Annotated in this window: 24 protein-coding genes; 3 read left to right on the top strand and 21 right to left on the bottom strand. The window is 65.3% G+C overall.

The features are described from left to right. Nucleotides 1-3: 3 nt before the first annotated feature. From D3F03_RS15375 to D3F03_RS15345, 7 genes are all read right to left on the bottom strand, one after another. Nucleotides 4-924, bottom strand: coding sequence for a 2-hydroxyacid dehydrogenase (locus D3F03_RS15375; protein WP_119110322.1), 921 nt, complete (start codon nt 922-924; stop codon nt 4-6). A 37-nt stretch (nt 925-961) separates the two neighbouring features. Beyond that, nucleotides 962-2,980 (bottom strand): acetyl/propionyl/methylcrotonyl-CoA carboxylase subunit alpha, encoded by a 2,019-nt coding sequence (locus D3F03_RS15370; protein ID WP_119110321.1) that lies wholly within the window; start codon nt 2,978-2,980, stop codon nt 962-964. A gap of 110 nt (nt 2,981-3,090) precedes the next feature. Next, complete coding sequence (locus D3F03_RS15365) at nt 3,091-3,825, bottom strand: DUF4126 domain-containing protein (protein WP_119110320.1); 735 nt, start codon at nt 3,823-3,825, stop codon at nt 3,091-3,093. Nucleotides 3,826-3,841: 16 nt separating this feature from the next. Continuing rightward, entirely contained in the window at nt 3,842-4,624 is a 783-nt protein-coding gene (locus D3F03_RS15360) for an enoyl-CoA hydratase/isomerase family protein (protein ID WP_119110319.1), read from the bottom strand. Next, nucleotides 4,621-5,133 (bottom strand): DinB family protein, encoded by a 513-nt coding sequence (locus D3F03_RS15355; RefSeq protein WP_119110318.1) that lies wholly within the window; start codon nt 5,131-5,133, stop codon nt 4,621-4,623. Before D3F03_RS15355 ends, D3F03_RS15360 begins: the two co-directional genes overlap by 4 nt. A gap of 14 nt (nt 5,134-5,147) precedes the next feature. After that, nucleotides 5,148-6,755, bottom strand: a complete 1,608-nt coding sequence (locus D3F03_RS15350; RefSeq protein ID WP_119110317.1) for a carboxyl transferase domain-containing protein — start codon at nt 6,753-6,755, stop codon at nt 5,148-5,150. 35 nt (nt 6,756-6,790) lie between these two features. Beyond that, a complete protein-coding gene (locus D3F03_RS15345; protein ID WP_119110402.1) occupies nt 6,791-8,524 on the bottom strand; it encodes an AMP-binding protein in 1,734 nt (577 codons plus the stop codon). A 128-nt stretch (nt 8,525-8,652) separates the two neighbouring features. Here D3F03_RS15345 and D3F03_RS15340 point away from each other — a divergent pair, with 128 nt between their 5' ends. Further along, the gene (locus D3F03_RS15340) at nt 8,653-9,690 is read left to right on the top strand and encodes an AraC family transcriptional regulator (protein WP_119110316.1); all 1,038 of its coding nucleotides are present in this window, start codon (nt 8,653-8,655) and stop codon (nt 9,688-9,690) included. Between the two features lie 38 nt (nt 9,691-9,728). On the opposite strand, the gene D3F03_RS15335 is transcribed toward D3F03_RS15340, so the two are convergent. The 4 genes from D3F03_RS15335 to D3F03_RS15320 all read right to left on the bottom strand — a co-directional run bounded on the left by D3F03_RS15335 (nt 9,729) and on the right by D3F03_RS15320 (nt 13,991). Continuing rightward, a complete protein-coding gene (locus tag D3F03_RS15335) occupies nt 9,729-10,400 on the bottom strand; it encodes an HAD family hydrolase (protein WP_119110315.1) in 672 nt (223 codons plus the stop codon). Between the two features lie 173 nt (nt 10,401-10,573). Continuing rightward, on the bottom strand, nt 10,574-11,767 hold the full coding sequence (locus D3F03_RS15330; RefSeq protein WP_119110314.1) for an acetate/propionate family kinase: 1,194 nt from the start codon (nt 11,765-11,767) through the stop codon (nt 10,574-10,576). Beyond that, entirely contained in the window at nt 11,764-13,221 is a 1,458-nt protein-coding gene (locus D3F03_RS15325; RefSeq protein ID WP_119110313.1) for a bifunctional enoyl-CoA hydratase/phosphate acetyltransferase, read from the bottom strand. Before D3F03_RS15325 ends, D3F03_RS15330 begins: the two co-directional genes overlap by 4 nt. A 335-nt stretch (nt 13,222-13,556) precedes the next feature. Beyond that, nucleotides 13,557-13,991 carry a YchJ family protein gene (locus tag D3F03_RS15320; RefSeq protein ID WP_199665487.1) on the bottom strand — a complete coding sequence of 145 codons (435 nt, stop codon included), beginning with the start codon at nt 13,989-13,991 and terminating at the stop codon, nt 13,557-13,559. A gap of 68 nt (nt 13,992-14,059) precedes the next feature. On the opposite strand from D3F03_RS15320, the gene D3F03_RS15315 reads away from it, so the two are divergent. Further along, nucleotides 14,060-14,548 carry a DUF421 domain-containing protein gene (locus tag D3F03_RS15315; RefSeq protein ID WP_119110312.1) on the top strand — a complete coding sequence of 163 codons (489 nt, stop codon included), beginning with the start codon at nt 14,060-14,062 and terminating at the stop codon, nt 14,546-14,548. Between the two features lie 47 nt (nt 14,549-14,595). On the opposite strand, the gene D3F03_RS15310 is transcribed toward D3F03_RS15315, so the two are convergent. The 9 genes from D3F03_RS15310 to D3F03_RS15270 all read right to left on the bottom strand — a co-directional run bounded on the left by D3F03_RS15310 (nt 14,596) and on the right by D3F03_RS15270 (nt 23,495). Continuing rightward, nucleotides 14,596-15,384: an alpha/beta fold hydrolase gene (locus tag D3F03_RS15310; protein ID WP_119110311.1), complete on the bottom strand. Its 789-nt coding sequence runs from the start codon at nt 15,382-15,384 to the stop codon at nt 14,596-14,598. A gap of 219 nt (nt 15,385-15,603) precedes the next feature. Next, on the bottom strand, nt 15,604-16,734 hold the full coding sequence (locus D3F03_RS15305; protein ID WP_119110310.1) for an acyl-CoA dehydrogenase family protein: 1,131 nt from the start codon (nt 16,732-16,734) through the stop codon (nt 15,604-15,606). Between the two features lie 34 nt (nt 16,735-16,768). After that, a complete protein-coding gene (locus D3F03_RS15300) occupies nt 16,769-17,440 on the bottom strand; it encodes an SDR family oxidoreductase (protein ID WP_119110309.1) in 672 nt (223 codons plus the stop codon). Nucleotides 17,441-17,513: 73 nt separating this feature from the next. After that, nucleotides 17,514-18,707, bottom strand: coding sequence for an acetyl-CoA C-acyltransferase (locus D3F03_RS15295; RefSeq protein ID WP_119110308.1), 1,194 nt, complete (start codon nt 18,705-18,707; stop codon nt 17,514-17,516). 38 nt (nt 18,708-18,745) lie between these two features. Then, nucleotides 18,746-20,548, bottom strand: a complete 1,803-nt coding sequence (aceK, locus tag D3F03_RS15290; RefSeq protein WP_119110307.1) for a bifunctional isocitrate dehydrogenase kinase/phosphatase — start codon at nt 20,546-20,548, stop codon at nt 18,746-18,748. 69 nt (nt 20,549-20,617) lie between these two features. After that, entirely contained in the window at nt 20,618-21,313 is a 696-nt protein-coding gene (gene can / locus D3F03_RS15285) for a carbonate dehydratase (RefSeq protein WP_119110306.1), read from the bottom strand. A gap of 27 nt (nt 21,314-21,340) precedes the next feature. Further along, nucleotides 21,341-22,531 carry an isovaleryl-CoA dehydrogenase gene (locus tag D3F03_RS15280; protein ID WP_119110305.1) on the bottom strand — a complete coding sequence of 397 codons (1,191 nt, stop codon included), beginning with the start codon at nt 22,529-22,531 and terminating at the stop codon, nt 21,341-21,343. Between the two features lie 69 nt (nt 22,532-22,600). Continuing rightward, nucleotides 22,601-23,062, bottom strand: coding sequence for a PaaI family thioesterase (locus D3F03_RS15275; RefSeq protein ID WP_119110304.1), 462 nt, complete (start codon nt 23,060-23,062; stop codon nt 22,601-22,603). 28 nt (nt 23,063-23,090) lie between these two features. Then, nucleotides 23,091-23,495, bottom strand: coding sequence for a MerR family transcriptional regulator (locus D3F03_RS15270; RefSeq protein WP_119110303.1), 405 nt, complete (start codon nt 23,493-23,495; stop codon nt 23,091-23,093). A gap of 119 nt (nt 23,496-23,614) precedes the next feature. Between D3F03_RS15270 and D3F03_RS15265 the strand changes: the two genes are divergently transcribed. Then, nucleotides 23,615-24,682: an MBL fold metallo-hydrolase gene (locus D3F03_RS15265; RefSeq protein WP_119110302.1), complete on the top strand. Its 1,068-nt coding sequence runs from the start codon at nt 23,615-23,617 to the stop codon at nt 24,680-24,682. A 15-nt stretch (nt 24,683-24,697) separates the two neighbouring features. Here the strand turns inward: D3F03_RS15265 and D3F03_RS15260 are convergent, their stop codons facing one another. Continuing rightward, nucleotides 24,698-25,450 (bottom strand): 16S rRNA pseudouridine(516) synthase, encoded by a 753-nt coding sequence (locus D3F03_RS15260; RefSeq protein ID WP_119110301.1) that lies wholly within the window; start codon nt 25,448-25,450, stop codon nt 24,698-24,700. Between the last annotated feature and the right edge of the window lie 215 nt (nt 25,451-25,665).

Raw genomic sequence — 25,665 nt, 5'->3', positions numbered from 1 at the left:
GGCTCAATACCCCCGCACAGGGTCCACGATACCGGCAATCGCCTCGCCCCGCTCCAGCGCGACGATCTTGCCCACTATCTGAGCGATGCTCTCATCGCGCAGCGTACGTGCCGAGGTGTGGGGCGTGAGCGTGATCCGCGGGTGGCTCCAGAATGGGTGGCCTGCGGGGAGCGGCTCGGTACGGAACACGTCGAGCGCAGCGCCTGCCAAGTGGCCGCTGTCCAGCAAGGCGATCAGATCGGCATCCACCAGATGCGCGCCACGCGCCACGTTGATGACATAGCCACCGGGCTGAAGACGCGACAGGGTTGCACGGTTCAGGATGTTTTCCGTCTCGGGCGTGAGCGGCAGCAGGTTCACCAGCACGCGGCTGGCGGCCAGGAAATCGCTCATGCCTTCGGCTCCACTAAAGGTGCACACACCGTCGATAGCCTTGGGCGAGCGGCTCCAGCCATGGACCGGGAAATCGAACTGCGCCAGCGCCCGGGCCACCCGCTCGCCCAACACGCCCAGCCCCATCACGCCCACCGGAAACTCCTGGCGCAGTCGCGGCTTGCGAAAGGCCCACTGGCCTGCGTGCATCGCGTCCTCATACTGGTCGAATTCGCGGAAATGGCGGATGACGGCATGGCAGACGTATTCAGCCATCTGCACGGCCATGCCCGCATCGTCCAGGCGCACCACCAAGGCCGTCGGCGGCAAGCGCAACTTGAGCAGCGCATCCACGCCTGCGCCGATATTGAACAAGGCCTTCACCCCGGTCTGCTCGTCAAGAAACCGCTGGGGCGGCGCCCAGACCACGGCGTAGTCGGCAGCCGGTGCGCCGGGTTGCCAGACGCCGACGGCGGCTCCCGGCAGTGCCACCTGCAGGCCTTCCAACCAGGGCTCGGCCTTGGTACCGGTGCAGCAGAAGGTGATGTTCATGGCGGCAGACCGTACCGCAACGCCCTTCCCCCGGCTGTCATGCAGCCGTCAGCCTGAGCAGCTCGGCGCCCTCGGCCACCTGGTCGCCCGGCGCATAGAGCAGCTCGGCCACCACGCCGTCGGCAGGCGCGGCAATGGTGTGCTCCATTTTCATGGCTTCCATCACGGCCAGGGCCTGGCCCCTGCTCACTTTGTCGCCGGCCTGCACGGCAAACGACACCACCTTGCCCGGCATGGGGGCCGTGAGGCGCCCGCCTTCGTCCTGGGCTTCGCCGGCATGGGCGAGCAGGTCGATGGCCACGATCTGCGTCGCGCCTTGCGGGGTGAAAACGTGGTCCGTTTCGCCCAGTGCGTACACGGTGGCCAGGGTGCGCTGACCCGCGTACTGCAGGTCGATACCGCGCCCGGCGGGCGCGAACACCAGCCGGCCAGCGACGGCCTCAGCGCCCTCGCCCACGGTCAGGCGCAGCGCGCCATCGTGCAGATAGGCCAGGCTGGCCTTGGCGTGTGCGCCGCCAAAATCGAACTCGAAGCGGCGCTCCACCAAGCCATGCGAGCGCCAGCCGTCGCGGCGGCTGAACGGGTCTGCGCCCTCGCTGGCGCGTTCGCGCAGCAGGGTTTGCGCCACGGCGGCAGCGGCGGCCAGGGGCAGGCCCACGCGCTCCTGCTTGAACAGCACCGTCTCCTCGCGCGGGATCAGGGCGGTGTCCAGGTTGGCTTGGGCAAACGAGTCGGTGCTGGCCACCCGGCGCAGGAACTGCACGTTGGTGGCCAGGCCGACAATGTGGGTCTGCGCCAGCGCTTCGTCGAGCCGCGCCAGCGCCTGCGCGCGCGTATCGCCATGCACGATGAGCTTGGCCACCATGGAGTCGTAGAAGGGGCTGATGGCATCGCCCTGCCGCACGCCGGAATCAACCCGTACCGCGCCTCTTTCAAACGTTACGCACTGGGGCAGGCCGTACACATGGAGCGCGCCCGTGGCGGGCAGGAAGTTGTTGTCGGGGTTCTCGGCGCAGATGCGCGCCTCGATGGCGTGGCCGGTGATCTTGAGCTCGTCCTGCATGCACGGCAGCGCCTCTCCCGAGGCCACGCGCAGTTGCCACTCCACCAGATCCTGGCCGGTGATGGCTTCAGTCACCGGGTGCTCCACCTGCAGGCGCGTGTTCATCTCCATGAAGAAGAACTTCATCTGCTCGGGGTGCGCGTAGCCGCCGGGCTGCTCGACGATGAATTCCACCGTGCCCGCGCCCACGTAGTTCACTGCGCGCGCTGCCGCCACCGCGGCCTCGCCCATGCGTGCGCGCAGCTCGGGCGTCATGCCGGGCGCGGGGGCTTCCTCCAGCACCTTCTGGTGGCGCCGCTGCACCGAGCAATCGCGCTCGAACAGGTACACGTAGTTGCCCAGCGTGTCGCCAAACACCTGGATTTCGATGTGGCGCGGGCGCTGCACGTATTTTTCGATCAGCACCGCGTCGTCGCCAAAGCTGTTGATGGCTTCGCGCTTGCACGATGCCAGCGCGGCGGCAAAGTCCTCGGACTTGTCCACGGCGCGCATGCCTTTGCCGCCGCCGCCCGCACTGGCCTTGATGAGCACGGGGTAGCCAATGCGGTCGGCCTCGCGCTGCAGCAAGGCTGGGTCCTGGTCGGCGCCGTGGTAGCCGGGCACCAGCGGCACACCGGCCTTTTCCATCAACTGCTTGGATTCGGCCTTGAGGCCCATGGCCTTGATGGCGGACGCCGGCGGGCCGATAAAGACCAGGCCGGCCATGGTGCAGGCCTGGGCGAACTCTTCGTTCTCGGAGAGGAAACCGTACCCGGGGTGAATGGCCTGCGCGCCCGTGGCCTGGGCTGCCTCGATGATGCGCTCCCAGCGCAGGTAGCTGTCCTTGGGCGCGCTGCCGCCGATGTGCACCGCTTCGTCGCAGACCGCCACATGCTTGGCATTGGCATCGGCATCCGAATAGACGGCGACGGTTTTCACGCCCATGCGCTTGGCGGTTGCCGCCACCCGGCAGGCGATTTCACCGCGATTTGCAATCAGTATTTTTTTAAACATGGTCGTTCTCCGCGGTGCAATCGCCTGCGCACGCTGCGCGTGCCACGCAATTTGGCTTCGCCGCTGCGCCGCTTTGCGGCTGGTCACCGCGATTTGCAATCAGAATTTTCTTAAACATTCGGGTTCTCCACGACCGGCTGCGAGCCGCCAAAAAAGGATGAAAGGCGCCGTAAGACGGCGCGCAGGAACTTGAACAGCACCATCAGCAACAGCACCGACAGCACCACCATGACCACCAACGCGAAGCCGAAGGCCACCGGGTGCTGGGTAGAGAGCCAGACCACGCCGACGACCAACCCGTCTTCAAACAACGAAACAAGACCATTTGAAAAAGGCTCCGGCGACGTATTGACGGCGGCGCGTGTGGTCATCTTGGCAGCCATGGACGTGGCAGCGAGCGATCCTCCCAGCAGGCCGGCGATGACACCCATCGTGGTGTTGTCGGCGCCGAACACTCCAGCGGCCAAAAGCGCGCCGCCGGGCACGCGGATGACGGTGTGGATGGCATCCCAGGTGCTATCAATCCATGGCACCTTGTCGGCAAAAAATTCGACCAGCATCAGGCTGCCGGCCACCACCAGCACCAGCGGGTTTTGCAGCACATGCAGGCCGGCGGGCAGCGCGAGCAGTCCGGTCGATCCCATCAGACCGACAAGGAATACCACGGCGTACAGACGAAAACCGCTGGCCCAGCCCAGCGCCGCCGCCAGCGCGATCAGGCGGGGCATGTCGAGCTTCTGCGTGACCTGCGCCATGCCGCCCGCCACCTCGCGCGCGGTTCCAGCATCGACGTGCAGGCCCACGGTGTGCAGCCACTGAACAATGTGCAGCCAGAGGTCGTCCATGTTGTGGTCTTCGGAGTCAGTGCGCGAGCCAGGCCGGCTTGCGCTTTTGCAGGAAGGATTGCACGCCTTCCTTTCCCTCGCTGCTCGCACGGATGTCGGCGATACCCTCCACCGTCGCCGCAATGAGCTGCGCATTGATTTCACGTTCGGCGACATCCAGCACCAGGCGTTTGCAGGCGCGCACGGCGTTCGGGCTGGCGCTGGTGAGCGCCTTGAGCCATTCGCCGACCTTGGCGTCAAGCTGATCGGCAGCCACCACCTCGTGCACAAAACCGATGCGCAGCGCCTCCGCTGCGCCAAAGCGTTCTGCGGTCAGAAAGTAGCGGTGCGCGGCGCGCGCGCCCATGGCGCGGATCACGTAAGGGCTGATGGTGGCGGGAATCAGGCCGAGCTTGACTTCGCTCAGGCAAAAGCCTGCGCTGTCCACGCAGACGGCCATGTCGCACGCCGCCACCAGGCCCATGCCACCGGCATACACATCGCCCTGCACGCGGGCGACGGTCGGCTTGGGGCACTCGTAGATGACACGCAGCATTTCGGCCAGCTTGGCGGCGTCGGCCAGGTTTTCTTCGCGCGTGTAGTCGGCCATGCGCCGCATCCAGTTCAGATTGGCGCCGGCGCAAAACGCCAGGCCCTCGGCGGCCAGCACCACGGCGCGCACCTCGGCGCGGTGGCCCACCTCGGTGAAGGCAGCGGTGATGTCGGCAATCACTTCGTCGCTGAAGGCGTTGCGCACCTCGGGCTGGGTGAGCGTGATGCGGGCAACAGCGCCCTCATAGGTGGTCTGCAGGTGGCTCATGGTGCGGTGGCTTCGGTTTGCAGGAAATAAACCAGATCAAGTTCTGGGCAAGGCTGGCCCAACGCGGTCAGCGCCGCGGTGATCTGGCCGCGGTGGTGCGTGCCGTGGTTGAACACGTGCGCCAGCGTGGCGGCAAAGGGCAACGATACGGGCGTGCCACGCATGGTGGTGTAGTCCAGCGTGCCGGCAAAGCGTTGCTCGGGCCAACTGGCAATCAGCGGCGCCCAGCAGGTGGCGCCCGCCTGCAGGCGCTCCGCCAGCGCCACGCGGCCGGGCTCGACCTCGGCGTCCAGCGCCACCTTGGGCGAGATACCTTCGGCAAAGCGGCGGAACCACAGCAGATGCTCACCCACCAGCAGGTGGTTGAGCGTGCCGTGGATGCTTTTGAAGAACAGGCCCACGTCGCGCCGGTAGGCGCCATCCGAAACAGCCGCCACCGACTCCAATAGACGCGCCGTGGCCCACACGTTATAGCGTGCGAGCGTCTGAAAGTGGGCGAGAGGATGCATGGCGACGCGTCGGCTCACATGCGGAACAAACCGAACTTCGTGTCTTCAATCGGCGCGTTGCGCGCAGCCGCCAGCCCCAGCGCCAGCACGCGGCGCGTGTCGGCTGGGTCGATCACGCCGTCGTCCCACAGGCGCGCCGTGGCGTAGTAGGGGTGGCCCTGGTCTTCGTACTGGCGGCGGATGGGGGCTTTGAAGGCTTCTTCTTCCTCGATGCTCCACTGGCCGCCCTTTAACTCAATGCCGTCGCGCTTGACCGTTGCCAGCACGCCAGCGGCCTGGTCGCCGCCCATGACGCTGATGCGCGCGTTGGGCCACATCCACAAAAAGCGCGGCGAGAAGGCGCGGCCGCACATGCCGTAGTTGCCGGCGCCAAAGCTGCCGCCAATGATGATGGTGAATTTGGGCACGCTGGCCGTCGCCACGGCCGTGACCATCTTGGCGCCGTTGCGGGCGATGCCTTCGTTCTCGTACTTGCGGCCCACCATGAAACCGGTGATGTTCTGCAGGAACACCAGCGGCACCTTGCGCTGGCAGCACAGCTCGATGAAGTGCGTGGCCTTGAGGGCGGACTCGGAAAACAAAATGCCGTTGTTGGCGATGATGCCGACCTGCATGCCCTCGATGCGCGCGAAACCCGTGACCACCGTGGTGCCGTAGCGCGCCTTGAATTCATCGAACTCGCTGCCGTCGACGATGCGGGCGATGATTTCGCGCACATCAAAGGGCTTGCGGGTGTCCACCGGAATCACGCCGTAGAGCTCTTTTGCTTCAAAAAGAGGAGCTACTGGCGCAGTGTCAGAAAGCGCTGGAGCCTTGTTTTTATTCAAATTCTTGACCGCCATGCGCGCCAGCTTGAGCGCGTGCAGGTCGTTCTGCGCCAGGTGGTCGGCCACGCCCGACAGGCGCGTGTGCACGTCGCCACCGCCCAGGTCTTCGGCCGTGACGACCTCGCCCGTGGCCGCCTTCACCAGCGGCGGGCCGCCCAGGAAGATGGTTCCCTGGTTCTTGACGATGATGGATTCATCGCTCATGGCCGGCACGTAGGCGCCGCCCGCCGTGCAAGACCCCATGACCACGGCGATCTGCGCGATGCCCTGCGCGCTCATGGTCGCCTGGTTGAAGAAGATGCGCCCGAAGTGGTCGCGGTCGGGGAAGACGTCGTCCTGGTTGGGCAGGTTGGCGCCGCCGGAATCCACAAGGTAAATACAGGGCAGATGGTTCTGCTGCGCGATCTCCTGCGCGCGCAGGTGCTTCTTGACGGTCAGCGGGTAGTAGGTCCCGCCCTTCACCGTGGCGTCGTTGCAGACCACCATGCAATCGACGCCGCTGACACGCCCGATGCCGGCAATCAGGCCGGCGCCGGGGGCTGCGTTGCCGTACATGTTGAGCGCGGCGAGTGGTGCGACCTCAAGAAACGGCGTACCGGGGTCCAGCAACATCTGCACACGGTCGCGCGGCAGCAGTTTGCCGCGCGCCAGGTGCTTGGCGCGGGCTGCCTCGCCGCCGCCTTCAAAAACCGTGGCGATCTGCGCGGCCAGGTCGTCCACCAGCGCACGCATGGCAGTGGCGTTGGTCTGGAAGTCGGCCGAGCGGGCGTTGAGTTGGGTAGTGAGTTTGGGCATGGGAATCCGGTGTAGGGGGGTGGCAGCGCTGCAGGTCAGGCGGTTTTTTGCTCGGTCAGGCCCAGCGCCTCGATGGTGGCTTCACGCATGCGGAATTTCTGGATCTTGCCGGTCACCGTCATGGGAAATTCATTCACGAAGCGGATGTAGCGCGGCACCTTGTAGTGCGCGATCTGGCCTTTGCAAAAGGCGCGGATGTCGTCCTCGGTCGGCGCGGTGCCGGGCTTGGCGATGATCCAGGCGCACAGCTCTTCGCCATAGCGCAGGTCGGGCACACCGATGACCTGCACGTCCTGAATCTGGGGCATGCGGTACAGAAACTCTTCGATCTCGCGCGGGTACACGTTCTCGCCACCGCGGATCACCATGTCCTTGATGCGGCCGACGATGTTGACGTAGCCCTCGGCATCCATGGTGGCGAGGTCGCCGGTGTGCATCCAACCGTCGGCATCAATGGCTTCGCGCGTTTTTTCCTCGTCGCCCCAGTAGCCATGCATGACGGAATAGCCTCGCGTGCAGAACTCGCCGCGCTCGCCCACGGGCACCACCGCGCCGGTCTCGGGGTCGATGATTTTGATTTCCAGATGCGGCTGCACCCGGCCCACGGTGGAGACGCGCTTCTCCAGCGGCGTGTCGGTGCTGCTCTGGCAGCTCACCGGACTGGTTTCGGTCATGCCGTAGGCAATGGTGATTTCGGACAGGTGCATGTCCCGCACCACGCGCTTCATCACCTCGGTCGGGCAGGGCGAGCCAGCCATGATGCCGGTGCGCAGCGTCGAGAGGTCAAACTCGGCAAAACGCGGGTGGTCCAGCTCGGCAATGAACATGGTGGGCACACCGTGCAGACCGGTGCATTTTTCGTCCTGCACCGCCTGCAGGACTGAGAGCGGCTCGAAGCCGTCGTTCGGGTAGACGATGGCAGCGCCGTGCGTAAAGCACGCGAGGTTCCCCAGCACCATGCCAAAGCAGTGGTACAGCGGCACGGGAATGCACAGCCGGTCGGCAGGGGTCAGCCGCATGCATTCGCCGATGAACAGGCCGTTGTTCAGGATGTTGCGGTGCGTCAGCGTCGCGCCCTTCGGAAACCCTGTGGTGCCGCTGGTGAACTGGATGTTGATCGGGTCGGTGGCCTTGAGCTTGCGCGCCACCTGGGCAATGCGCGGGTCCTCTGCATCGCCGCGCGCCAAAAAGTCAGAAAAGCGCAGCAAGCCGGGTTCATTGGCGCCCGAAGCAGGCTCCTTGCCGGGGGCGTCGATCCACACCACGGTCGAGAGATGCGGCAGGCGCTGGGCCACCAGCTCGCCCGGCTGGCCGTGCGCCCACTCGGGCGCCAGCTCGCGCAGCATGCCCAGGTAGTCGCTGGTCTTGAAGCGCGCCATGGTCACCAGCAGGCGGCAGCCCACCTTGTTGAGCGCGTATTCCACCTCGGCCGTGCGGTAAGCCGGGTTGATGTTGACCAGCACCAGTCCGACTTCGGCGGTAGCGAGCTGCATCAGCACCCATTCGGCGTTGTTGTGCGACCAGATGCCCACCCGGTCGCCCGGCACCAGGCCCTGGCGCAGCAGCGCGCTGGCGAGCTGGCGCGCCTCGCGCTGCAGCTCGGCATAGGTGTAGCGCCGCCCCTGGTGGCAGCTGACCAACGCCTCGTTGCCCGGCTGGCGCTGCACCATGGTGTTGAAGAAAGCGCCAATGGTCTGCTCGATCAGCGGCGGCTCGGTGGCGCCGGTGGCTTGGCTTTGGATCAGCGGGGAAGCGTTTTGGGGCTGCATCTGCGGTGTCTCCTTGTGCTGCGGGTCTGCGCTGCGCGGCCCACGAACCGTACAGGATAAAAGCGACAGCGCCACCTTGCTTGCCACAATGGTTGCAAATCGTGCCACGCACGCGGCACACTTGGGCAATGAGCACGCCAACCTCCACCGCCACCAACCCGGCACCCGCCAGCGCGCGCGCAGAAACCCCGGCGGCCTTCGTCCGCGCCATCGCGCACGCCTATGCGCTGCGCGGCCTCGACCCGGCGCAGGCCCTGGCCCAGGCGCAGATTGCGCCGGCCCTGCTGGCGCGCCCGGACGGCCGGATCACCGCCCTGCAGATGGAACGTCTGTCCGAGGCCGCCATGCGCGAACTGGACGACGAGGCCCTGGGCTGGTTCATCCGCCCCCTGCCCTGGGGCAGCTACGGCATGCTGGCACGCGCCTCCATCACCGCGCCGCACCTGGGCCTGGCGATGGCGCGCTGGTGCCGCCACCATGGCCTGCTGACGCAGGATGTGCGGCTGGAGTGGGCGGTGCAAGGCGACGTGGCCCACCTCACCCTGCATGAGGCACGCGACCTGGGCGTGCTGCGCGAGTTCTGCCATGTCTCGCTGCTGCGCAATGCCCTGGGCGTGGCCTGCTGGCTGGTGGATTCGCGCATTCCGCTGCTCAACGCTGCGTTCGCCTTCGACGCTCCGCCCCATGCCGACACCTACGCCGTGCTGTTCAGCGCCCCGGCGCGCTTTTCTGCTGCCCCGACCCACATCAGCTTCGACGCCCGCTACCTCGCCCTGCCCCTGCGCCGCGACGAGGCCGCGCTGCAGACCATGCTGGAGCGCGCCCTGCCCTTGACGGTGCTGCAGTACCGCCGCGACCGGCTGCTGCTGGCGCGCGTGCGCCAGATGCTGCGCAGCGACCCGCAAGCAGCCCACAACGCGGACGACCTGGCGGCCCGGCTGAACCTGTCCGCCCGCACCCTGCACCGGCAGTTGAAGGACGAGGGCACGTCACTGCAAACCCTCAAAGACACGGTACGCCGCGAGATCGCCACCGACCTGCTGCAGCGCAGCCAGCGCCCGATCAAGCAGGTGGCGCTGGCTGCGGGGTTTCAGAACGAGAAGAGTTTTATCCGCGCGTTCAAGGGGTGGACGGGGATGGCGCCGGGCGAGTGGCGTGGGCAGTAGCCTGGGCGCAAAAATGCGCGCCAGGCACCCAGCCGGGGTCAGCCCACCGGTCCACACAGGTGCGGCAGCAACGCCATATCGGCAAAAATAGCGCTTGCCCCCGCTGCCCGCAACGCCGCTGCGCTGCCGTGGCCGGCGCCTCCGGGCGCGTAGCCCCACACCGTGGCGCCAGCCGCCACGCCGGCGGTGACTCCGGTGACGGTGTCTTCCACCACCAGGCAGCGCGCCGGTGGCACGCCCAAGGCAGCAGCGGCGGCCAGGTACACGTCGGGCGCGGGCTTGGTGGCGGGCATTTCGTGGCCGCTGAACACATGGCCGCCGAACAGCTCGGCCAGCCCCACCTGGCGCAGCTGCATTTCCACCTTGAAACGGTCGGCGCCCGAGGCGCAGGCGATGCGCCCGTCCGTCAAGCGGTGCAGCGCGCGCACCGCCTCCACCGCGCCGGCAATGGGCTGCAGGTGGCGCTCGATCTCGGCATTGCGGCGCGCGTAGAACGCGGCCATCCAGGCGTCGGTCAGCGGCTGGCCGGTGTGCGCCTCGATGCGCGCGGCTTCGCTGCGCACCGTTTTGCCGATGAAGGTGTCCATGCACGCTTCGGGCGAAATCGCCCAGCCGGCTTCGTTCAGCATGGTGCAGAGCACGCCGTTGGTGAGGGGCTCGCTGTCGACGAGAACGCCGTCGCAGTCGAACAGGATTGCTTCAAAATTCATAGCTTGTTGCGCAATGGGGATAAGCGCTGGAGGCGATTTTCATCTAAATTTTTGAAAGGGCGCGCCACACTCCTGCGGCTTGGCGATGGCAGGGGCGCCCAATAGTCCGGCAGTGGGGTCGGAGCACGAGTTTCGCTGCACGAAATCGTGGTCCGACCCCACTGCCTGCGTCGCTACGCCAGCCCAGGCACCAGCCGGCAGGCGTGCCAGGCGGCCACCCATTCTTCGTTGGTGCGCTCGACCTGCACGGGGATGCGGCTGGCGGCGCTGGAGATGCGATCGGCGTTCCGGGCGTTGGCCTCAGCGTCGAGCGCCAGGCCCAGGTAGGCCAGCCCCGCACACACGCGCTCGCGGATGGCGGCGTTGTGCTCGCCGATGCCGGCGGTGAAAACCAGCATGTCGAGGCCGCCCAGCACGGCCACCAGGGCGCCGATCTCGCGCACGATGCGGCGCACGTACAGCGCCAGCGCGGCGGCTATGCGCGCGTTGCCGGCCTCTTGCGCCAGCAGCTCGCGCGGGTCGGACGACACACCGGAAAGTCCCAGCAAGCCGGAGCCGTGGTACAGCAGATGGCCCACTGCGTCCAGCGAGAGCTTTTCCATCTCCATCAGGTAGAGCACCGCGCCGGGGTCGAGTGCGCCACAGCGCGTGCCCATCATCAGGCCGTCGAGGGCCGAGAAGCCCATGGTGGTGGCGACGCTTTTGAGGCCCTGCATGGCGCAGAGGCTGGCGCCGCTGCCCAGGTGCGCCACGATGGTGCGGCCACGCGCCGCGTCGCCACAGCGCTCGGGCAGCGCGATCGACAGGTATTCGTACGACAGGCCGTGAAAGCCATAGCGGCGCAGGCCGCGCTCCCAGGCGTCCCAGGACAGCGGCAGCATCTTTTCCACGTCGGGCAGGGTGTGGTGAAACGCCGTGTCAAAGCAGGCCACCTGCGGCAAGTCGGGCACCGTTTCCAGCAGTGCCGCGATGGCTTCGAGCGCAAAGGGCTGGTGCAGCGGCGCGAGCGGGATATAGCGCTTCAGGTCGGCCAGCACCTGTGCGTCCACGCGCACCGGGTCGAAGTACTTGGCGCCGCCATGCACCACGCGGTGCGCCACGGCGGCCATGCGGTGCCCGCCCTGCGCCATGCGCGCCAGCACCCTGGCGTGGATGTGTTCCAGCGCGGCGTGGTAGGGCTGCGCGGCATCGAGCGCCACCGGGCCGGGCGCGGCACCGGTTTCGCCAAACGTCGGCGTGGCACCGGTGATGCCATCCACCTTGCCGTTCCACAAGGGCGTGCGCGGCAGTGGTCGAATGCCGGCGTCAAACAGGGCGAACTTGATGCTCGACGAGCCGCAATTCAGGACCAGCACCAGATCGCTCACAGGGGCGCCTCCTGGTAGTGGTGCGCCAGCAGCACCGCCACGGCGCACGAGGCCAGCCGCGTGTCGCGCGCGTCGGCCCGGCTGGTGAGCACGATGGGCACACGCGCGCCGAGCACGATGCCGGCCGAGGCTGCGCCGCCCAGAAATTCGAGCTGCTTGGCCAGCATATTGCCGCTTTCCAGGTCCGGCACCACCAGGATGTCGGCGCGGCCCGCCACTTCGGAGACGATGCCTTTGGTGCGCGCCGCGGCAATGGAGACGGCATTGTCGAAGGCCAGCGGCCCGTCGAGCAGGGCGCCGGTGATCTGGCCGCGGTCGGCCATCTTGCACAGGGCAGCGGCGTCCAGTGTGGCGGGCATGGCGGCGTTCACCGTTTCCACGGCGGCCAGAATCGCCACGCGCGGCTGGGCCACGCCGATGGCGTGCGCCAGGTCGATGGCGTTGCGCACGATGTCGGCCTTGTCGGCCAGCGTGGGCGCAATGTTGATGGCTGCGTCGGTGATGATGAAGGGGCGCGGGTAGGCCGGCGTCTGCATCAGATAGCAGTGGCTCACGCGGCGCTTGGTGCGCAGCCCGCCTTGGCTTGCCACCACGGCGCCCATCAGCTCGTCGGTGTGCAGGCTGCCTTTCATCAGCGCCTGCACGCGGCCCTGCAGCACCAGCTCCACCGCGCGGGCGGCTGCAGCGTGGCTGTGCGGCGTGTCTTCAATGGCGATGCCGGAAATGTCCAGGCCGCTCTCTTGCGCCGCCGCCTCGATGCGCGCGCGCGGGCCCACCAGCACCGGCTCGATCAGCCCTGCGGCACGGGCGTCGAGCACACCGCCCAGGCTGAGCGCATCGCACGGGTGCACGACCGCGACACAGAGTCTGCCCAGTGAACGCACATGCTCAAGCAGCCGCCGCATGCCGTCGTTGCCCACGCTGATGTGCACTTCGGGCAGCGTGGTACGCAGGCGTTCAATGCGTTCGGTGGGGGCCAGCACCTCGGCCTCGCCGTCAAGCACCGTGGTGCCGTCCTGGTTCACACAGGTACAGGCCAGTGTCAGGTGCTTTTTGGCTTCGTCGCGGGCGCTCACGGTCACGCTGACACGCAGCCGGTCGCCGATGCGCACGGGCGCGAGAAACTTGAGCGTTTGCCCGAGATAAATGGTGCCCGGCCCTGGCAGGCGCGTGCCCAGAACGGCCGATACCAGCGCGCCGCTCAGCATGCCCTGCGCAATGACCCCATGAAAGCGCGTGGAGGCGGCAAAGTCCGCATCCAGGTGCTGCGGGTTGGCGTCGCCGGAGAGCACAGCAAACAGTTCGATGTCCTCTTTGCTGAGCGTTCGCTCGATGCTGGCGCTGTCGCCCACGGCGATTTCGTCAAAGGTGCGGTTGCGCACGGTGGCCAGCGCCTGTGGCGGCGCACCGGGCGGCGCTAGGGATGGCGTGAGGGGCGATCCGGTATCGGGCATGACGCTCCAGAGAGATGAGAAGGCAGGGCGGCAGGAAGCCAGCCCCGTGGGGTGCAAGCCTAGCGCAACCGGTTGGGGCGATTCTTGCTGCGACGCTCATACATGGCATTATTGCTCCTGAATAAATAGCAATAAAAGCATATGAATAAAGCGCTAGGGAGCCTCTGCACGAATTGCGTGGCAAGTGGGCGCTGCGGATCGGGATGAGCTGCAAGGCGCAAACCGCAGCGATAGCCGTAGCTATCGCGAGGATTTGCAACGCTGCAGATCGCCCGAGGCCGCAGATGCACACGGCGCGACGATTCGTGCAGAGGCTCCCTAGAAAGCATTTTCATTCATTTTCTCGCCCGCTCATGCTGCGCCCCATCGACGTAAAACCAGTGCCCGCCTTCGCGCACAAAGCGGCTGGTCTCGTGCAAGCGCACCGCCTGGCCCGCAACGCGGTAGCGGGCGACGAATTCCACCTCGGCATGGTCGGCATCGATCAGGCAGTGGCGCCGCACCTCCAGCCCCAGCCAGCGCGCACCGGGCTCGAAGTCGAGTTCTGCGGGCCGGGTGCTGGCGTGCCAGGTGGCCCGCAGCCACGCCGCATCTTCGCGCACAAAGGCGCTATAGCGCGAGCGCATGAGGCTCTCGGCGTCGGGCGCTGGCGCATCGCCACCAAGCCAGCGCCCACAGCACTGGCCAAACGCCAGAGGGCGCGCACGGGCGCGCGGGTCAAGGCGGCCGCAGGGGCAAGGCGAAGCGGAGTCACGGGCAAGCAAGGTCATGGAAAGGGGCAGGTGGAGCAAGGCAGGCGCCCACGTAGACTTGGCGCCTTCAATGGTAGGAGTCTCGCATGTGGAATCTGTCTGTCCCCTGGTGGGAGTTTGTCGTGCGCGGCGTCGTGGTGTACATCTTCCTGCTCATTTTCCTGCGCGCCACCGGCAAGCGGCAAACGGGGCAGTACGCCCCGTTTGACCTGGTGCTGCTCCTGATCCTGTCGAACGCGGTGCAGAACTCGATGAATGCGGGCGACAACTCGCTCATCGGCGGGTTGATTTCGGCCAGCACGCTGCTCTTCTGCCATGTGGTGCTGTCGCACCTGACCTTCCGCTTTCGCCGGCTCGAACGCCTGATCGACGGCCACGCCCGCGTGCTGGTGCAGGATGGCAAAGTGGACGAAGCGCTGATGGAGCGCGAGCGCATTTCCCCCGCCGACCTGGCCGCCGCCCTGCGTGCCGGGGGCTGCCTGCACGCCCACGAGGTGGCGCGTGCCACCATCGAAGTCAACGGGCAGATCACCGTGGTGCTGCGGCCCACGCAGCGCTCGTTGGACGCGACGTAGCCACGCTGCCGGCACAGCGCCCACCGGTCAGGGCCCGGTCAGCACTGCTACAGCGTTTCCAGAAACGCCGCCACCGCCGCATTCACGGGCTCGGGGTGCGTGAGGTTGCTGGCGTGCCCGCCGCCGGGCACCACCACCATGCGCGCATGGGGCAAGGCGTCCGCCATGGCCTGCGCGCGCGCCAGGTCGATCGCATGGTCCACCGAGCCGTGCACCACCAATGCCGGCACGGTGATGGCACCGAGCCGCTCGCTGATGTCGTCGCGGCTGCCCAGGGTGGTAAAGCACTGGATCAGGTTGGGCGCGGTCAACTGGCGCCACTTGGCTTGCCACACCGGCGCATCCGCCCAGCCCTCGCCCAGGATGGTGTGGGCCACCACCGCTGCGATCTCGCCCGACAGGCCGCCCTCCAGCCAAGCCTTCATCAAGGCCTCGTGGCCCACCATTTTCCGGGGGTCTTCCTGCAAGGCCTGGGTGTCGATGAGCACCAGCGCGCGCACCAGCTCGGGGTGCGTCAGCGCGCAGCGCAGCGAGAGGTAGCCGCCCTGCGACATGCCGGCCAGCACGGCGCGCTGCACGCCCAGGTGCGCCAGCAGCGCCGCCAGATCGTCGGCCGAGTCGTAGTAGGTGAACGGGTCGCAGCGCGCCGGATCGGCCGTCTGCCCGTGGCCGCGCTCGTCCCAGCTGATGCAGCGCCACTGGCCGCGCAGGGCCTGCACCTGCGGCGCAAACATGCTGCTGTCCATGAACAGGCCGTGCGAAAAGACGATGACCGGGCCGTCGCCGCCGGTGTCTTCGTAGTACAGCTTCTGGCCATTGGCGTGCGCGAAGGGCATGCGGTGCTCCTGTGAAAAATGGGAGCACCATCGTGGAACAAGGCCGCCGCCTGCGCAACGGGCGCAACCCGCGCGAGGGCGCGTGCGAGTCACCCAGGTGTCAAGCAGCACGTGGCGCCACCGCCTCTGGCCAAGCCGGCAAGTTTCTTCAGATTTTTAGGTATTTTGGCCGCTAGCGCTTGATGGATAAGCGCTAGCAGCTATCAATACAAGAGCATCTCAGGCCAGTGCGCGCTGGATGATGATCTTCTGCACGTCGCTGGTGCCTTCGTAGATTTGGCACACGCGCACGTCGCGGTAGATGCGCTCCACCGGGAAGTCGTTCAGCACGCCGTAGCCACCCAGCGTCTGGATGGCGGCGCTGCAGACGCGCTCGGCCATTTCGCTGGCGAACAGCTTGGCCATGGCGGCTTCCTTCAGGCACGGCCGGCCAGCGTCGCGCAGGCTGGCGGCATGCCAGATGAGCTGGCGCGCGGCCTCGATCTGCGTGGCGCAGTCGGCCAGGCGAAAGCCAACGGCCTGGTGGTTGAAGATGGCGGTGCCGAAGCTCTCGCGCTCTTTGGCGTACTTCAAGGCAACTTCAAACGCACTGCGCGCCATGCCCAGGCTTTGCGCGGCGATGCCGATGCGCCCGCCTTCGAGCCCGCCGAGCGCAATCTTGTAGCCCTCGCCCTCCTGGCCGATGAGGTTTTGGGCCGGAATGCGGCAGTTCTCGAAACTGATTTGCGCCGTGTCGCTGCTGTGCTGGCCGAGCTTGTCTTCGAGCCGCGCCACCACGTAGCCGGGCGCGCTGGTGGGCGCCAGGAAGGCGCTCATGCCCTTCTTGCCGGCGCCCTTGTCGGTAACGGCCACCACGATGGCGACGTCGCCGTTCTTGCCGCTGGTGATGAACTGCTTGACGCCGTTGATGACGTATTCATCCCCCTGCCTGACCGCCGTGGTGCGCAGGCCCGAGGCGTCGGAGCCGACATGCGGCTCGGTGAGGCAGAAGGCGCCCAGCATCTCGCCGCGCGCCAGCGGCGTGAGCCAGTCGCGCTGCTGCTGGGCGTTGCCGTAGCGCAGCAGGATGGCGTTGACCGGGCAGTTGGTGACCGAGATGACGGTGCTGGTGCCGCCATCGCCCGCGGCGATTTCTTCGAGCACCAGCGCCAGCGACAGGTAGTCGAGCCCCGCGCCGCCGAGTGCCTCGGGCACGCAAATGCCGTAGGCGCCGAGCGCCGCCAGGCCCTGGTGGGCGTCTTTGGGGAAGTGGTGCTCGCGGTCCCAGCGGGCGGCGTGGGGCCAGAGTTCGCTTTGGGCAAAGTCGCGCACCGCGTCGCGGATCATTTCCTGGTCTTGGGTCAGCAGCATGGGCTTGTCTCTAAGTGTTGGGGGTGAGAGTGTTTTACCAATGCACGGCGCGGCGGCCGTCGTGGTGCAGCAACTGGCCTTTGTCGGCAGGCGCCAGGTTCGCCAGCGTGGCGAGCATGCCGCGCACGCTCTCCTCGGGCGTGAGCGGCGCACCCGCGCCGCCCATATCGGTCTGCACCCAGCCGGGGTCGATGGTGACGAGGGTGGCGGCCGGGTAGTCGTGCTGGGCCGCCGCCACCGCCATGTTGAGCGCGGCCTTGCTGGTGCGGTACAGCCAGGCGTTGCTGGCGGGCACGCTGCCGATCTGCGACATGCCCGACGACATGAAGGCGAACACGCCGCCTGCGGCCTCCACCAGCGGCGCCACCTGCGGGATGGCCTGCATGGCGCCGAGCACATTGGTGTGCATGACGGCGTCGAAATCCTGCTGCGTGGGCGGCGTGGTGGCGTCGGGGCGCCGCATGACGCCGGCGACGTAGAACGCCAGATCGAGCCGCTCGCCGTCGAGCTGCCAGGCCAGCCCACTGGCGCTGGCCGGATCGGCCACGTCCACCGTCAGCACCTCGGCGCCCAGGGCTTGGAGCGCGGCGCGGGCGTCGGCGGTGCGCACCGTGGCGATGACGCGGCCACCGGCGGCCAGCAGTTGGCGCACCAGCTCCAGCCCCAGGCCACGCGAGGCGCCGATGACCAATGCCGTGCCAAACATTTTTTTAGTCAAATCGGCCTCCAGCGCTTATTCCTATTGCCCAAGCAGCTACGAAAACAGGAGTTTTTGAGTATCAGACCAGCTCGACCGCCATGGCCGTCGCCTCGCCGCCGCCAATGCACAGCGTGGCCAGGCCCTTGGTCTTGCCGTGCGCCTTGAGCGCGTACAGCAGCGTGACCAGAATGCGCGCGCCGCTGGCGCCGATCGGGTGGCCGAGCGCACAGGCGCCGCCGTTCACGTTGACCTTGTCGTGCGGCAGATCCAATTCTTTCATCAGCGCCATGGGCACGACGGCAAAGGCTTCGTTGATTTCCCACAGATCGACGTCGCCGGCCGTCCAGCCCGCCTTGGCCAGCGCCTTTTGCGTGGCGCCCAGCGGGGCCGTGGCAAACCACTCGGGCTCCTGCGCATGCGTGGCGTGGCTGACGATGCGCGCCAGCGGCTTGCAGCCGAGTTGGTCGGCGGTGGACTGGCGCATCAGCACCAGGGCGGCGGCGCCGTCGTTGATCGACGAGCTGGAGGCGGCGGTGATGGTGCCGTCCTTCTTGAAAGCAGGCTTGAGCGTGGGGATTTTGTCGAGTTTGACCTTGCCTGGGCCTTCGTCCACGGACACCACGGTTTCGCCGGAGCGGGTTTTGACGGTCACCGGCGTAATCTCGGCGGCAAACGCGCCCGAGGCGGTGGCGGCCTTGGCGCGCTCGACGCTGGTGGTGGCAAAAGCATCCTGCTGCTGGCGCGTGAAGCTGTACTTGGCGGCGCAGTCTTCGCCAAAGGTGCCCATGGAGCGGCCAGGCTCGTAGGCGTCTTCCAGGCCGTCGAGCATCATGTGGTCAAAGATGCGGTCGTGTCCCAGGCGGTAGCCGCCGCGCGCCTTTTGCAGCAGGTAGGGGGCGTTGGTCATGCTCTCCATGCCGCCCGCCACCATGACGTCGTGCGTGCCGGCCAGCAGCATGTCGTGCGCAAACATCGCCGCCTTCATGCCCGAGCCGCACATCTTGCTGAGCGTCACGGCGCCGGCCTCCTTGGGCAAGCCGCCCTTGAAGGCCGCCTGGCGCGCGGGCGCCTGGCCCTGACCCGCCATCAGGCAGTTGCCAAACAGCACTTCGCCCACGGCAGACGGTGCAATGCCGGCGCGCGCAACCGCCGCCGCAATGGCAGCGCCGCCCAGGTCGTGCGCGGCGAGGCTGGAAAAATCGCCCTGGAAAGCGCCCATGGGGGTGCGTGCGGCGCCGACGATCACGATGGGGTCTTGGATGGATGAACGCATGGGAAACCTCCTTTGAATGGAAACGGGGGTGGGCAGATTCAGTCGGCGTAGGCCTGGCCAAAGCGCCGTTTGGTGTCGTACGGGAACACGTCGTAGACATGGCCGGCCAGAATGCGCTCCTTGTGCGACTGCCAGAACTCGACGCCGAGCAGGTCGGCGTGGTGGCGCATGAAGACTTCGCGCACGGCGTCGTTGCCAAGCAGGAAGGGGCCAAAGGTTTCAGGGAACACGTCGTGCGGGCGCACCGTGTACCAGACCTCGCCGCTCATTTCTTCTTCTTCGTTGCGCGGCTTGGGCACGCGGCGGAAGTTGCAGTCGGTGATGTATTCGATCTCGTCGTAGTCGTAGAACACCACCTTGCCGTTGCGCGTGACGCCAAAGTTCTTCCACAGCATGTCGCCGGGGAAGATGTTGGCCGCCACCAGGTCTTTGATGGCGTTGCCGTAGTCGATGACGCTGCGCTCCATCTGCTGCTGGGCGCGCTCGTCCTGCATGCCGGTGTCGAACGCCTCCTGCAGGTACATGTTGAGCGGAATCATGCGCCGCTCGATGTAGAGGTGCTTGATGATGACTTCCTGCTTGCCGTCGCCGTCACGGTCGCTGATCTCCAGTTGGCTGGGGGCAAATTTTTGGATTTCGGCGATCAGCTCGTCCTCAAAGCGATCGCGCGGAAACGCCACCAGGCTGTATTCGAGCGTATCGGCCATGCGGCCCACGCGGTCGTGCTGTTTCACCAGCAGGTACTTGCCTTGAATCTGCTCGCGCGTGGTGTCTTTTTGCGGCGGGTAGTAGTCCTTGATGAGCTTGAAAACGAAGGGGAACGAGGGCAGGTCGAACACCAGCATCACCATGCCCTTGATGCCGGGCGCAATGCGCAGCTTGTCGGTGGAATGCTTGAGGTGATAAAGAAAGTCGCGGTAAAACAGCGTCTTGCCCTGCTTGGCCAGCCCAAGCGCGTTGTAGAGCTCGGCGCGGGGCTTTCTGGGCATGAGGCTGCGCAGAAACTGCACGTAGGCGCTCGGGATCTCCATGTCCACCATGAAGTAGGCCCGCGCGAACGAAAAAAGCATCTGCAGGTCGTCTTCGCCAAACAGCGCGGCGTCGATATAGAGCTTGCCTTGTTCGTTGTGCAGAATGGGCAGCGCAAACGGCACTTCGTTGTAGCCGTTGATGATCTTGCCCACCAGGTAGGCGCCCTTGTTGCGGTAAAACAGGCTGGAGAGCACCTGAATCTGAAAGTTGGCGCGCAGCTTGACCTTGTGCAGGCGCAATTCAAGGGCGTGCACCACATGGCTCACGTCGGTGGTTACGTCGGCAAATTCGCGCTGCAGACCGTAGCTCTCCAAAATCGTTACCAGCGTCTGGCGCAGGCTGTCTTTCGTTGGGTAGTAGGCGTAATAGGTGGGGCGACCCTCGAATTCGTCGTTTTCGAGGTACTCCGTGCTCATCGCCGGGCGCACAAAGATGAAGTTGTTGTGAAAGTGCGTGCGGTGCAGGATCTTGGTGGTGACCGAGTTGAAAAAGGTCTCGGCCAACTCGGGCTGGTGGTGCTCCACCAAGAGCCCGATGTAGTGCAGCTTGACTTCATGCCACAGCTCCATCGGCTGTTTGCCAGCAGCAAATTCCTTCTCCAGGCGGCGTACGCATTCCTTCACCCGCAAATCGTAGAACTCGATGCGCTCGCGCTGGGCGCGTTGCTGGTCGTGCCAGTCCGCCGTCTCGAAACGGTGCTTGGCACGGGCCGACTCGGTGCGAAACAGCCGGTAGTGGCGGTCAAAGCCATCGCGCATCGCCTTCGCGATGTTGTAGGCAATCGGGGATTCAAGGCGCTGTGGGAACATGGGACAAGCAGCAAGAGGTGGCATCGGGCGCAATTCTGCGCGGAGGCGCAGGGCGCCTTGCCAAACGCGTCAAGCCTCAGGCGCCATCGCACCCGGCGCCGGCACCTCGCGCCGGTCGGCAATCACACCCGCCACTGCAGCCCGGTAAAGCTCGTCGAGGCCGGAATTGCCGCTCACCGTGATGTGCAGGTCATGAATCAGGCCATCCTTGAGTCCATAGCACCAGCCGTTGAGGGTGAGCTGCTGGCCGCGGGCCCAGGCATCCTGGATCACCGTGGTTTGTGCCACGTTGAGCACCTGCTCGATGACGTTGAGCTCGCAGAGCGCGTCATGCCGCCACTGCGGCGCCATGCCGGCCAGCAGATCGCGGTGGCGGTCGCGCACATCCTTGACGTGGCGAATCCAGTTGTCAGAAAGCCCGATGCGGAGGTCTTCGAGCGCGGCACCCACACCGCCGCAGCCGTAATGGCCAACCACCATCAGATGCTCGACATGCAACTGATCGACAGCAAACTGGATGGTCGAGAGGCAGTTGAGGTCGGTGGGCACCACCACATTGGCGATGTTGCGATGCACAAAGACTTCGCCTGGTTCCAGGCCAGTGATCTGGTTGGCCGGTACGCGGCTGTCGGAGCAGCCTATCCACATGTAGCGCGGCTTCTGCTGCGCCATGAGGTGCGTGAAAAATCCGGGGCGCTCACGCTCCATTTGGGCCGCCCAGGCGCGGTTGTGAACAAAGAGTTCCTGAATCGTGTCGGTGGTCATAGGGTGCCTTGGCGGACGAAGGTTGGATCAGCAGGTCTCTGCGAACAGCTCCCGGCCAATCAGCATACGGCGGATTTCGCTGGTGCCAGCGCCAATCTCATACAGCTTGGCGTCGCGCCACAGGCGGCCCAGCGGGTACTCGTTGATGTAGCCGTTGCCGCCAAAAATCTGAATCCCCTCGCCTGCCATCCAGGTGGCTTTCTCGGCGCACCACAGAATGACACTGGCGCAGTCCTTGCGCACCTGGCGCACGTGTTCGGTGCCCAGCATGTCCAGATTTTTCGCCACGGTGTAGGCAAACGAGCGGCCCGCCTGCAACACGGTGTACATGTCGGCCACCTTGCCCTGGATGAGCTGGAACTCGCCAATGCTCTGGCCAAACTGCTTGCGGTCGTGGGTGTAGGGAATCACGTTGTCCATGACGGACTGCATGATGCCCAGCGGCCCGCCGGTGAGCACCGCACGCTCGTAGTCGAGCCCGCTCATCAGCACCTTGGCGCCCATGTTGACGCCGCCGAGCACATGGTCGGCCGGCACTTCGACGTTCTGGAACACCAGTTCCCCCGTATGGCTGCCGCGCATGCCGAGCTTGTCGAGCTTTTGTGCAATCGAAAAGCCTTTCATGCCCTTCTCGATCAGGAAAGCGGTGACGCCGCGTGCGCCAAGCTCGGGTTCGGTCTTGGCATAGACCACCAGCGTGTCGGCGTCGGGGCCGTTGGTGATCCACATCTTGTTGCCGTTGAGCAGGTAGTAGCCGCCCTTGTCCTCGGCCTTGAGCTTCATGCTGATCACGTCGGAACCTGCGCCGGGCTCGCTCATGGCCAGGGCACCGACATGCTCGCCACTGATCAGCTTGGGCAGGTACTTGGCCTTTTGCGCGGCGCTGCCATTGCGGTTGATCTGGTTGACGCACAGGTTGCTGTGCGCGCCGTAGGACAGCCCCACGGAAGCGCTGGCGCGCGAGATTTCTTCCATCGCCACCATATGGGCCAGATAGCCCATGCCAGCGCCGCCAAGCTCTTCCGGCACGGTAATGCCGAGGACACCCAGATCGCCCATCTTGCGCCACAGATCCATGGGGAACTGGTCGCTGTGGTCGATTTCGGTGGCGCGCGGCGCAATCTCGGCCTGGGCAAAGTCACGGACCGCATCGCGCAGCGAATCGACTTCGTCGCCGAGCTGAAAGTTGAGGCCGGGCAGGTTGGCGGGAAGGCTCATGGCTATCTCCTGTCTGAAATGAATGTCTGAAATGAATGTCTGAAATGAAAGCGGGGGGAAGTGGCAGATTCAGCCCGAGACGCCTGCGCGCCCCTGGACGCACATCAGCGTGCAGCCCATGGTGGCGACAAGTTTTTCCTCTGCCCCAGAGATTGCGAAGGCGCGGCCCTCGCACACGGTAATGGTTCGCCCAGGCTTGAGGACCCGCCCTTCGACGCGAAAGCGGTCACCGCGCGCTGGGGCCAACAGATTGGTCTTGAACTCGATGGTCAGGACCGACGCATCTGCAGGCATCAGGCTGAAGGCCGCATAGCCGCAGGCCGAATCGAGTGCCGTCGAGAGCATGCCAGCGTGCACGAAACCATGCTGCTGCGTCAAGGCGGCGGCCCAATCGAAGACGATATCGACGGCACCCGGCGTGACCTGCTGCAGGCGCGCTCCCAAGGTCTGCATGGCGCCTTGAAGGGCAAAGCTCTGGTGCACCCGCTCGGAGAAACAGGGATCCTTGGGCTGGAGAACAGGGTGTGGCATCAAATTTTTTGATTGACGTTACGTAACGTCAATTATCCACGGATTTTGCCTGCACCTTCTTGAGCAGGTTACGCGCTTCCTTCTCGTGCGCTCGGACCTCGTCGAGGTTGGCCTGAAGATCGGTCATTTGGGCTTCCAGTTGCTGGCGATGCTGGGCGAGCACCGCGAGGAATTTCTCGAGCTGCACCCCGGTGTCCCGCGGACTGTCGTAGAGGTCAATGATCTCGCGTGCTTCGGTCAGCGACAGTCCAAGCCGCTTGGCGCGCAAGGTCAGCTTGAGGCGGGTTCGATCCCTGGCACTGTAGATGCGATTGCGGCCCGCAGGCCCGGTGCGCTCGGGCTGCAGCAAGCCCATGTCTTCGTAGAAGCGCATGGCCCGCGTCGTCAGATCAAATTCACGTGCCAGGTCGCTGATGGTGTAAGTGGTTGCCATGGTTCGCAAGCATCGTTCCGGGTCGCGCGCTTGTCAGTACGCGCGTGCACCGGCCCGTAGAATCGTCCGTTTACTGTCATTTACGTTACGTTAACGTCAATGCTACCGCAAGAGGCCCCATGAATCACGCTGAATCGCGCTTGCGCTACCCCCTCGGTGAATCTCTGCCGGCTTCCGGTTGTGCGATCGACGTGGCGCCCGGTATCAAATGGATTCGCATGGGCCTGCCGTTTGCGCTGGACCATATCAACCTGTGGTTGCTGCGCGATACAGTCGATGGGCCACAAGGGCCGATCGAAGGCTGGACAGTGGTGGATTGCTGTGTCGACATCCCTGCCGCACGCGCCCAATGGGAAGCTGTTTTTGAGTCGACGCTTGAAGGCCTGCCCATCGTGCGCGTGATCGCGACGCACATGCATCCCGATCACCTGGGCTTGGCGCACTGGCTCTGCGAGCGCTGGAACACACCGCTCTGGATCAGCGCCACCGACTATTACACGGCGCTGGCAGCGAGCACCGGAACCTTGTTCCCGAGCACCGAGTCTCTGAGCGATTTCTACCGTTCGCACGGTTTGTCTGATGCAGAGTTTCATGCACGCCTGAAAGATCGGGGCAGCTACTACCCGGCGCTGGTCCCGAAACTGCCCATGCATTTTCACCGGCTGATGGACGGCGATCGGATTCGCATCGGTGAACACCACTACGAATGCATTGTCGGCTATGGGCACGCGCCGGAACATATTGCACTGTACTGCGCAGCACGCGGCATCCTGATCAGCGGCGACATGGTGTTGCCGCGCATCTCCACCAACATCAGCGTGTTTGCGGGGGAGCCGGAAGCCGATCCGCTCAAGCTCTTCCTGACCTCACTCAAACGCTTTGACTCTCTTTCAGATTCAACGCTGGTGCTGCCTTCGCACGGCAAGCCATTCGTCGGACTGGCCGAGCGGCTCCAGCAGTTGCACGCACACCACCAAGACCATCTGGCGGTCGCACGCACCGCGTGCACAGAAAAGGCGCGATCCGCAGGCGAGCTACTTCCGAAACTCTTTCGGCGAGAGCTGGATACGCAGCAGCTGTCCTTCGCTCTGGGGGAAGCCTTGGCACACCTGCACCTGCTCTGGCACGAAGGCGTCGTCCATCGTGTTCGCGAGCCGGACGGCGTTTATCGATTCCGCACGACGTAAAGCTGGGCCCGGCCATCACGCAGTGCACTGCAAAGACTCAAGATCTGTCTCGCTCAGCCATCGCCACTGGCCAGGGGCGAGATCTGGAGGAAGCATGTAGCGTCCAATCGAGTGGCGATGCAGGCCTTCGACGCGGTTGCCAACGGCTGCCAGCATGCGCTTGACTTGGTGGTACTTGCCTTCCGTTAAGGTCAGATCGATGCAGAAACTATCGATCAGAACGCAGGCAGCAGCGCGCACGGGCTTGGGGTCATCATCGAGCACCACACCTTCAAGCAAACGCTCAATTTGCTGCTCAGTAACTTCATGCTTGGCAGTGACCCGATAAACCTTGGGGACATGCTTCTTCGGGGAACTCATGCGGTGAATGAATTGCCCATCGTCGCTCAATAGCAGCAATCCCGTAGTGTCCTGGTCCAGTCGCCCAACAGCCTGCACACCCTGGATCACGCCGCGAGCCGGGCGCTGACGCAGACAAGCCGGCAGCAGCGTGTACACGGAAGGGTAGCGCGACGGTTTTTGCGAGCACTCCGTGCTGTCGGGTTTGTGCAAAGCGATGTAGGCCTTTTCACAATATGGCCATTCGACGCCTTGGACGCGAAAGCGCAAGCCTTCTTCAAGCTTGCACTCAACCAAGGGATCGGTACATACCACCCAGGCGTTGCACTCAAGGCCGGCGACCAGTTCCACATACCCCTGCTGAATCAATCCAGCACAAACGCGGCGGGTTCCGAAACCCTGCGAATAGAGAACATCCTGTAGGTTCATTTAGGCATTCCTGGTGGGTGTCATTTTGTCAACGGCTCATCGAGCGTATATCGGCCAAAGGATAAATGCGGAGACCAGGGTATCGCCTACACACAAGGGTCGAACGTACTTTCCGCTTCTGCAAAAGCGAAACCCCCTTGAACCTAGAGGATTCAAGGGGGTTTGGCAGGGCTGTAAGAGCCTGACGATGACCTACTTTCACACGGGAACCCGCA

It is taken from the genome of Simplicispira hankyongi, assembly GCF_003570885.1.
GTDB classification, from domain to species: Bacteria; Pseudomonadota; Gammaproteobacteria; order Burkholderiales; family Burkholderiaceae_C; genus Simplicispira; species Simplicispira hankyongi.
The sequence above is the reverse complement of the archived record's forward strand: the minus strand, read 5'-3'. Positions and strand labels throughout refer to the sequence as shown.

Excerpts from the sequence above, each read along its gene's own strand:
- D3F03_RS15375 (WP_119110322.1), bottom strand. The coding sequence starts at position 924 with ATGAACATCACCTTCTGCTGCACCGGTACCAAGGCCGAGCCCTGGTTG.
- D3F03_RS15370 (WP_119110321.1), bottom strand. The coding sequence starts at position 2,980 with ATGTTTAAAAAAATACTGATTGCAAATCGCGGTGAAATCGCCTGCCGG.
- D3F03_RS15365 (WP_119110320.1), bottom strand. The coding sequence starts at position 3,825 with ATGGACGACCTCTGGCTGCACATTGTTCAGTGGCTGCACACCGTGGGC.
- D3F03_RS15360 (WP_119110319.1), bottom strand. The coding sequence starts at position 4,624 with ATGAGCCACCTGCAGACCACCTATGAGGGCGCTGTTGCCCGCATCACG.
- D3F03_RS15355 (WP_119110318.1), bottom strand. The coding sequence starts at position 5,133 with ATGCATCCTCTCGCCCACTTTCAGACGCTCGCACGCTATAACGTGTGG.
- D3F03_RS15350 (WP_119110317.1), bottom strand. The coding sequence starts at position 6,755 with ATGCCCAAACTCACTACCCAACTCAACGCCCGCTCGGCCGACTTCCAG.
- D3F03_RS15345 (WP_119110402.1), bottom strand. The coding sequence starts at position 8,524 with ATGCAGCCCCAAAACGCTTCCCCGCTGATCCAAAGCCAAGCCACCGGC.
- D3F03_RS15340 (WP_119110316.1), top strand. The coding sequence starts at position 8,653 with ATGAGCACGCCAACCTCCACCGCCACCAACCCGGCACCCGCCAGCGCG.
- D3F03_RS15335 (WP_119110315.1), bottom strand. The coding sequence starts at position 10,400 with ATGAATTTTGAAGCAATCCTGTTCGACTGCGACGGCGTTCTCGTCGAC.
- D3F03_RS15325 (WP_119110313.1), bottom strand. The coding sequence starts at position 13,221 with ATGCCCGATACCGGATCGCCCCTCACGCCATCCCTAGCGCCGCCCGGT.
- D3F03_RS15320 (WP_199665487.1), bottom strand. The coding sequence starts at position 13,991 with ATGACCTTGCTTGCCCGTGACTCCGCTTCGCCTTGCCCCTGCGGCCGC.
- D3F03_RS15315 (WP_119110312.1), top strand. The coding sequence starts at position 14,060 with ATGTGGAATCTGTCTGTCCCCTGGTGGGAGTTTGTCGTGCGCGGCGTC.
- D3F03_RS15310 (WP_119110311.1), bottom strand. The coding sequence starts at position 15,384 with ATGCCCTTCGCGCACGCCAATGGCCAGAAGCTGTACTACGAAGACACC.
- D3F03_RS15305 (WP_119110310.1), bottom strand. The coding sequence starts at position 16,734 with ATGCTGCTGACCCAAGACCAGGAAATGATCCGCGACGCGGTGCGCGAC.
- D3F03_RS15300 (WP_119110309.1), bottom strand. The coding sequence starts at position 17,440 with ATGTTTGGCACGGCATTGGTCATCGGCGCCTCGCGTGGCCTGGGGCTG.
- D3F03_RS15295 (WP_119110308.1), bottom strand. The coding sequence starts at position 18,707 with ATGCGTTCATCCATCCAAGACCCCATCGTGATCGTCGGCGCCGCACGC.
- aceK (WP_119110307.1), bottom strand. The coding sequence starts at position 20,548 with ATGTTCCCACAGCGCCTTGAATCCCCGATTGCCTACAACATCGCGAAG.
- can (WP_119110306.1), bottom strand. The coding sequence starts at position 21,313 with ATGACCACCGACACGATTCAGGAACTCTTTGTTCACAACCGCGCCTGG.
- D3F03_RS15280 (WP_119110305.1), bottom strand. The coding sequence starts at position 22,531 with ATGAGCCTTCCCGCCAACCTGCCCGGCCTCAACTTTCAGCTCGGCGAC.
- D3F03_RS15275 (WP_119110304.1), bottom strand. The coding sequence starts at position 23,062 with ATGCCACACCCTGTTCTCCAGCCCAAGGATCCCTGTTTCTCCGAGCGG.
- D3F03_RS15270 (WP_119110303.1), bottom strand. The coding sequence starts at position 23,495 with ATGGCAACCACTTACACCATCAGCGACCTGGCACGTGAATTTGATCTG.
- D3F03_RS15265 (WP_119110302.1), top strand. The coding sequence starts at position 23,615 with ATGAATCACGCTGAATCGCGCTTGCGCTACCCCCTCGGTGAATCTCTG.
- D3F03_RS15260 (WP_119110301.1), bottom strand. The coding sequence starts at position 25,450 with ATGAACCTACAGGATGTTCTCTATTCGCAGGGTTTCGGAACCCGCCGC.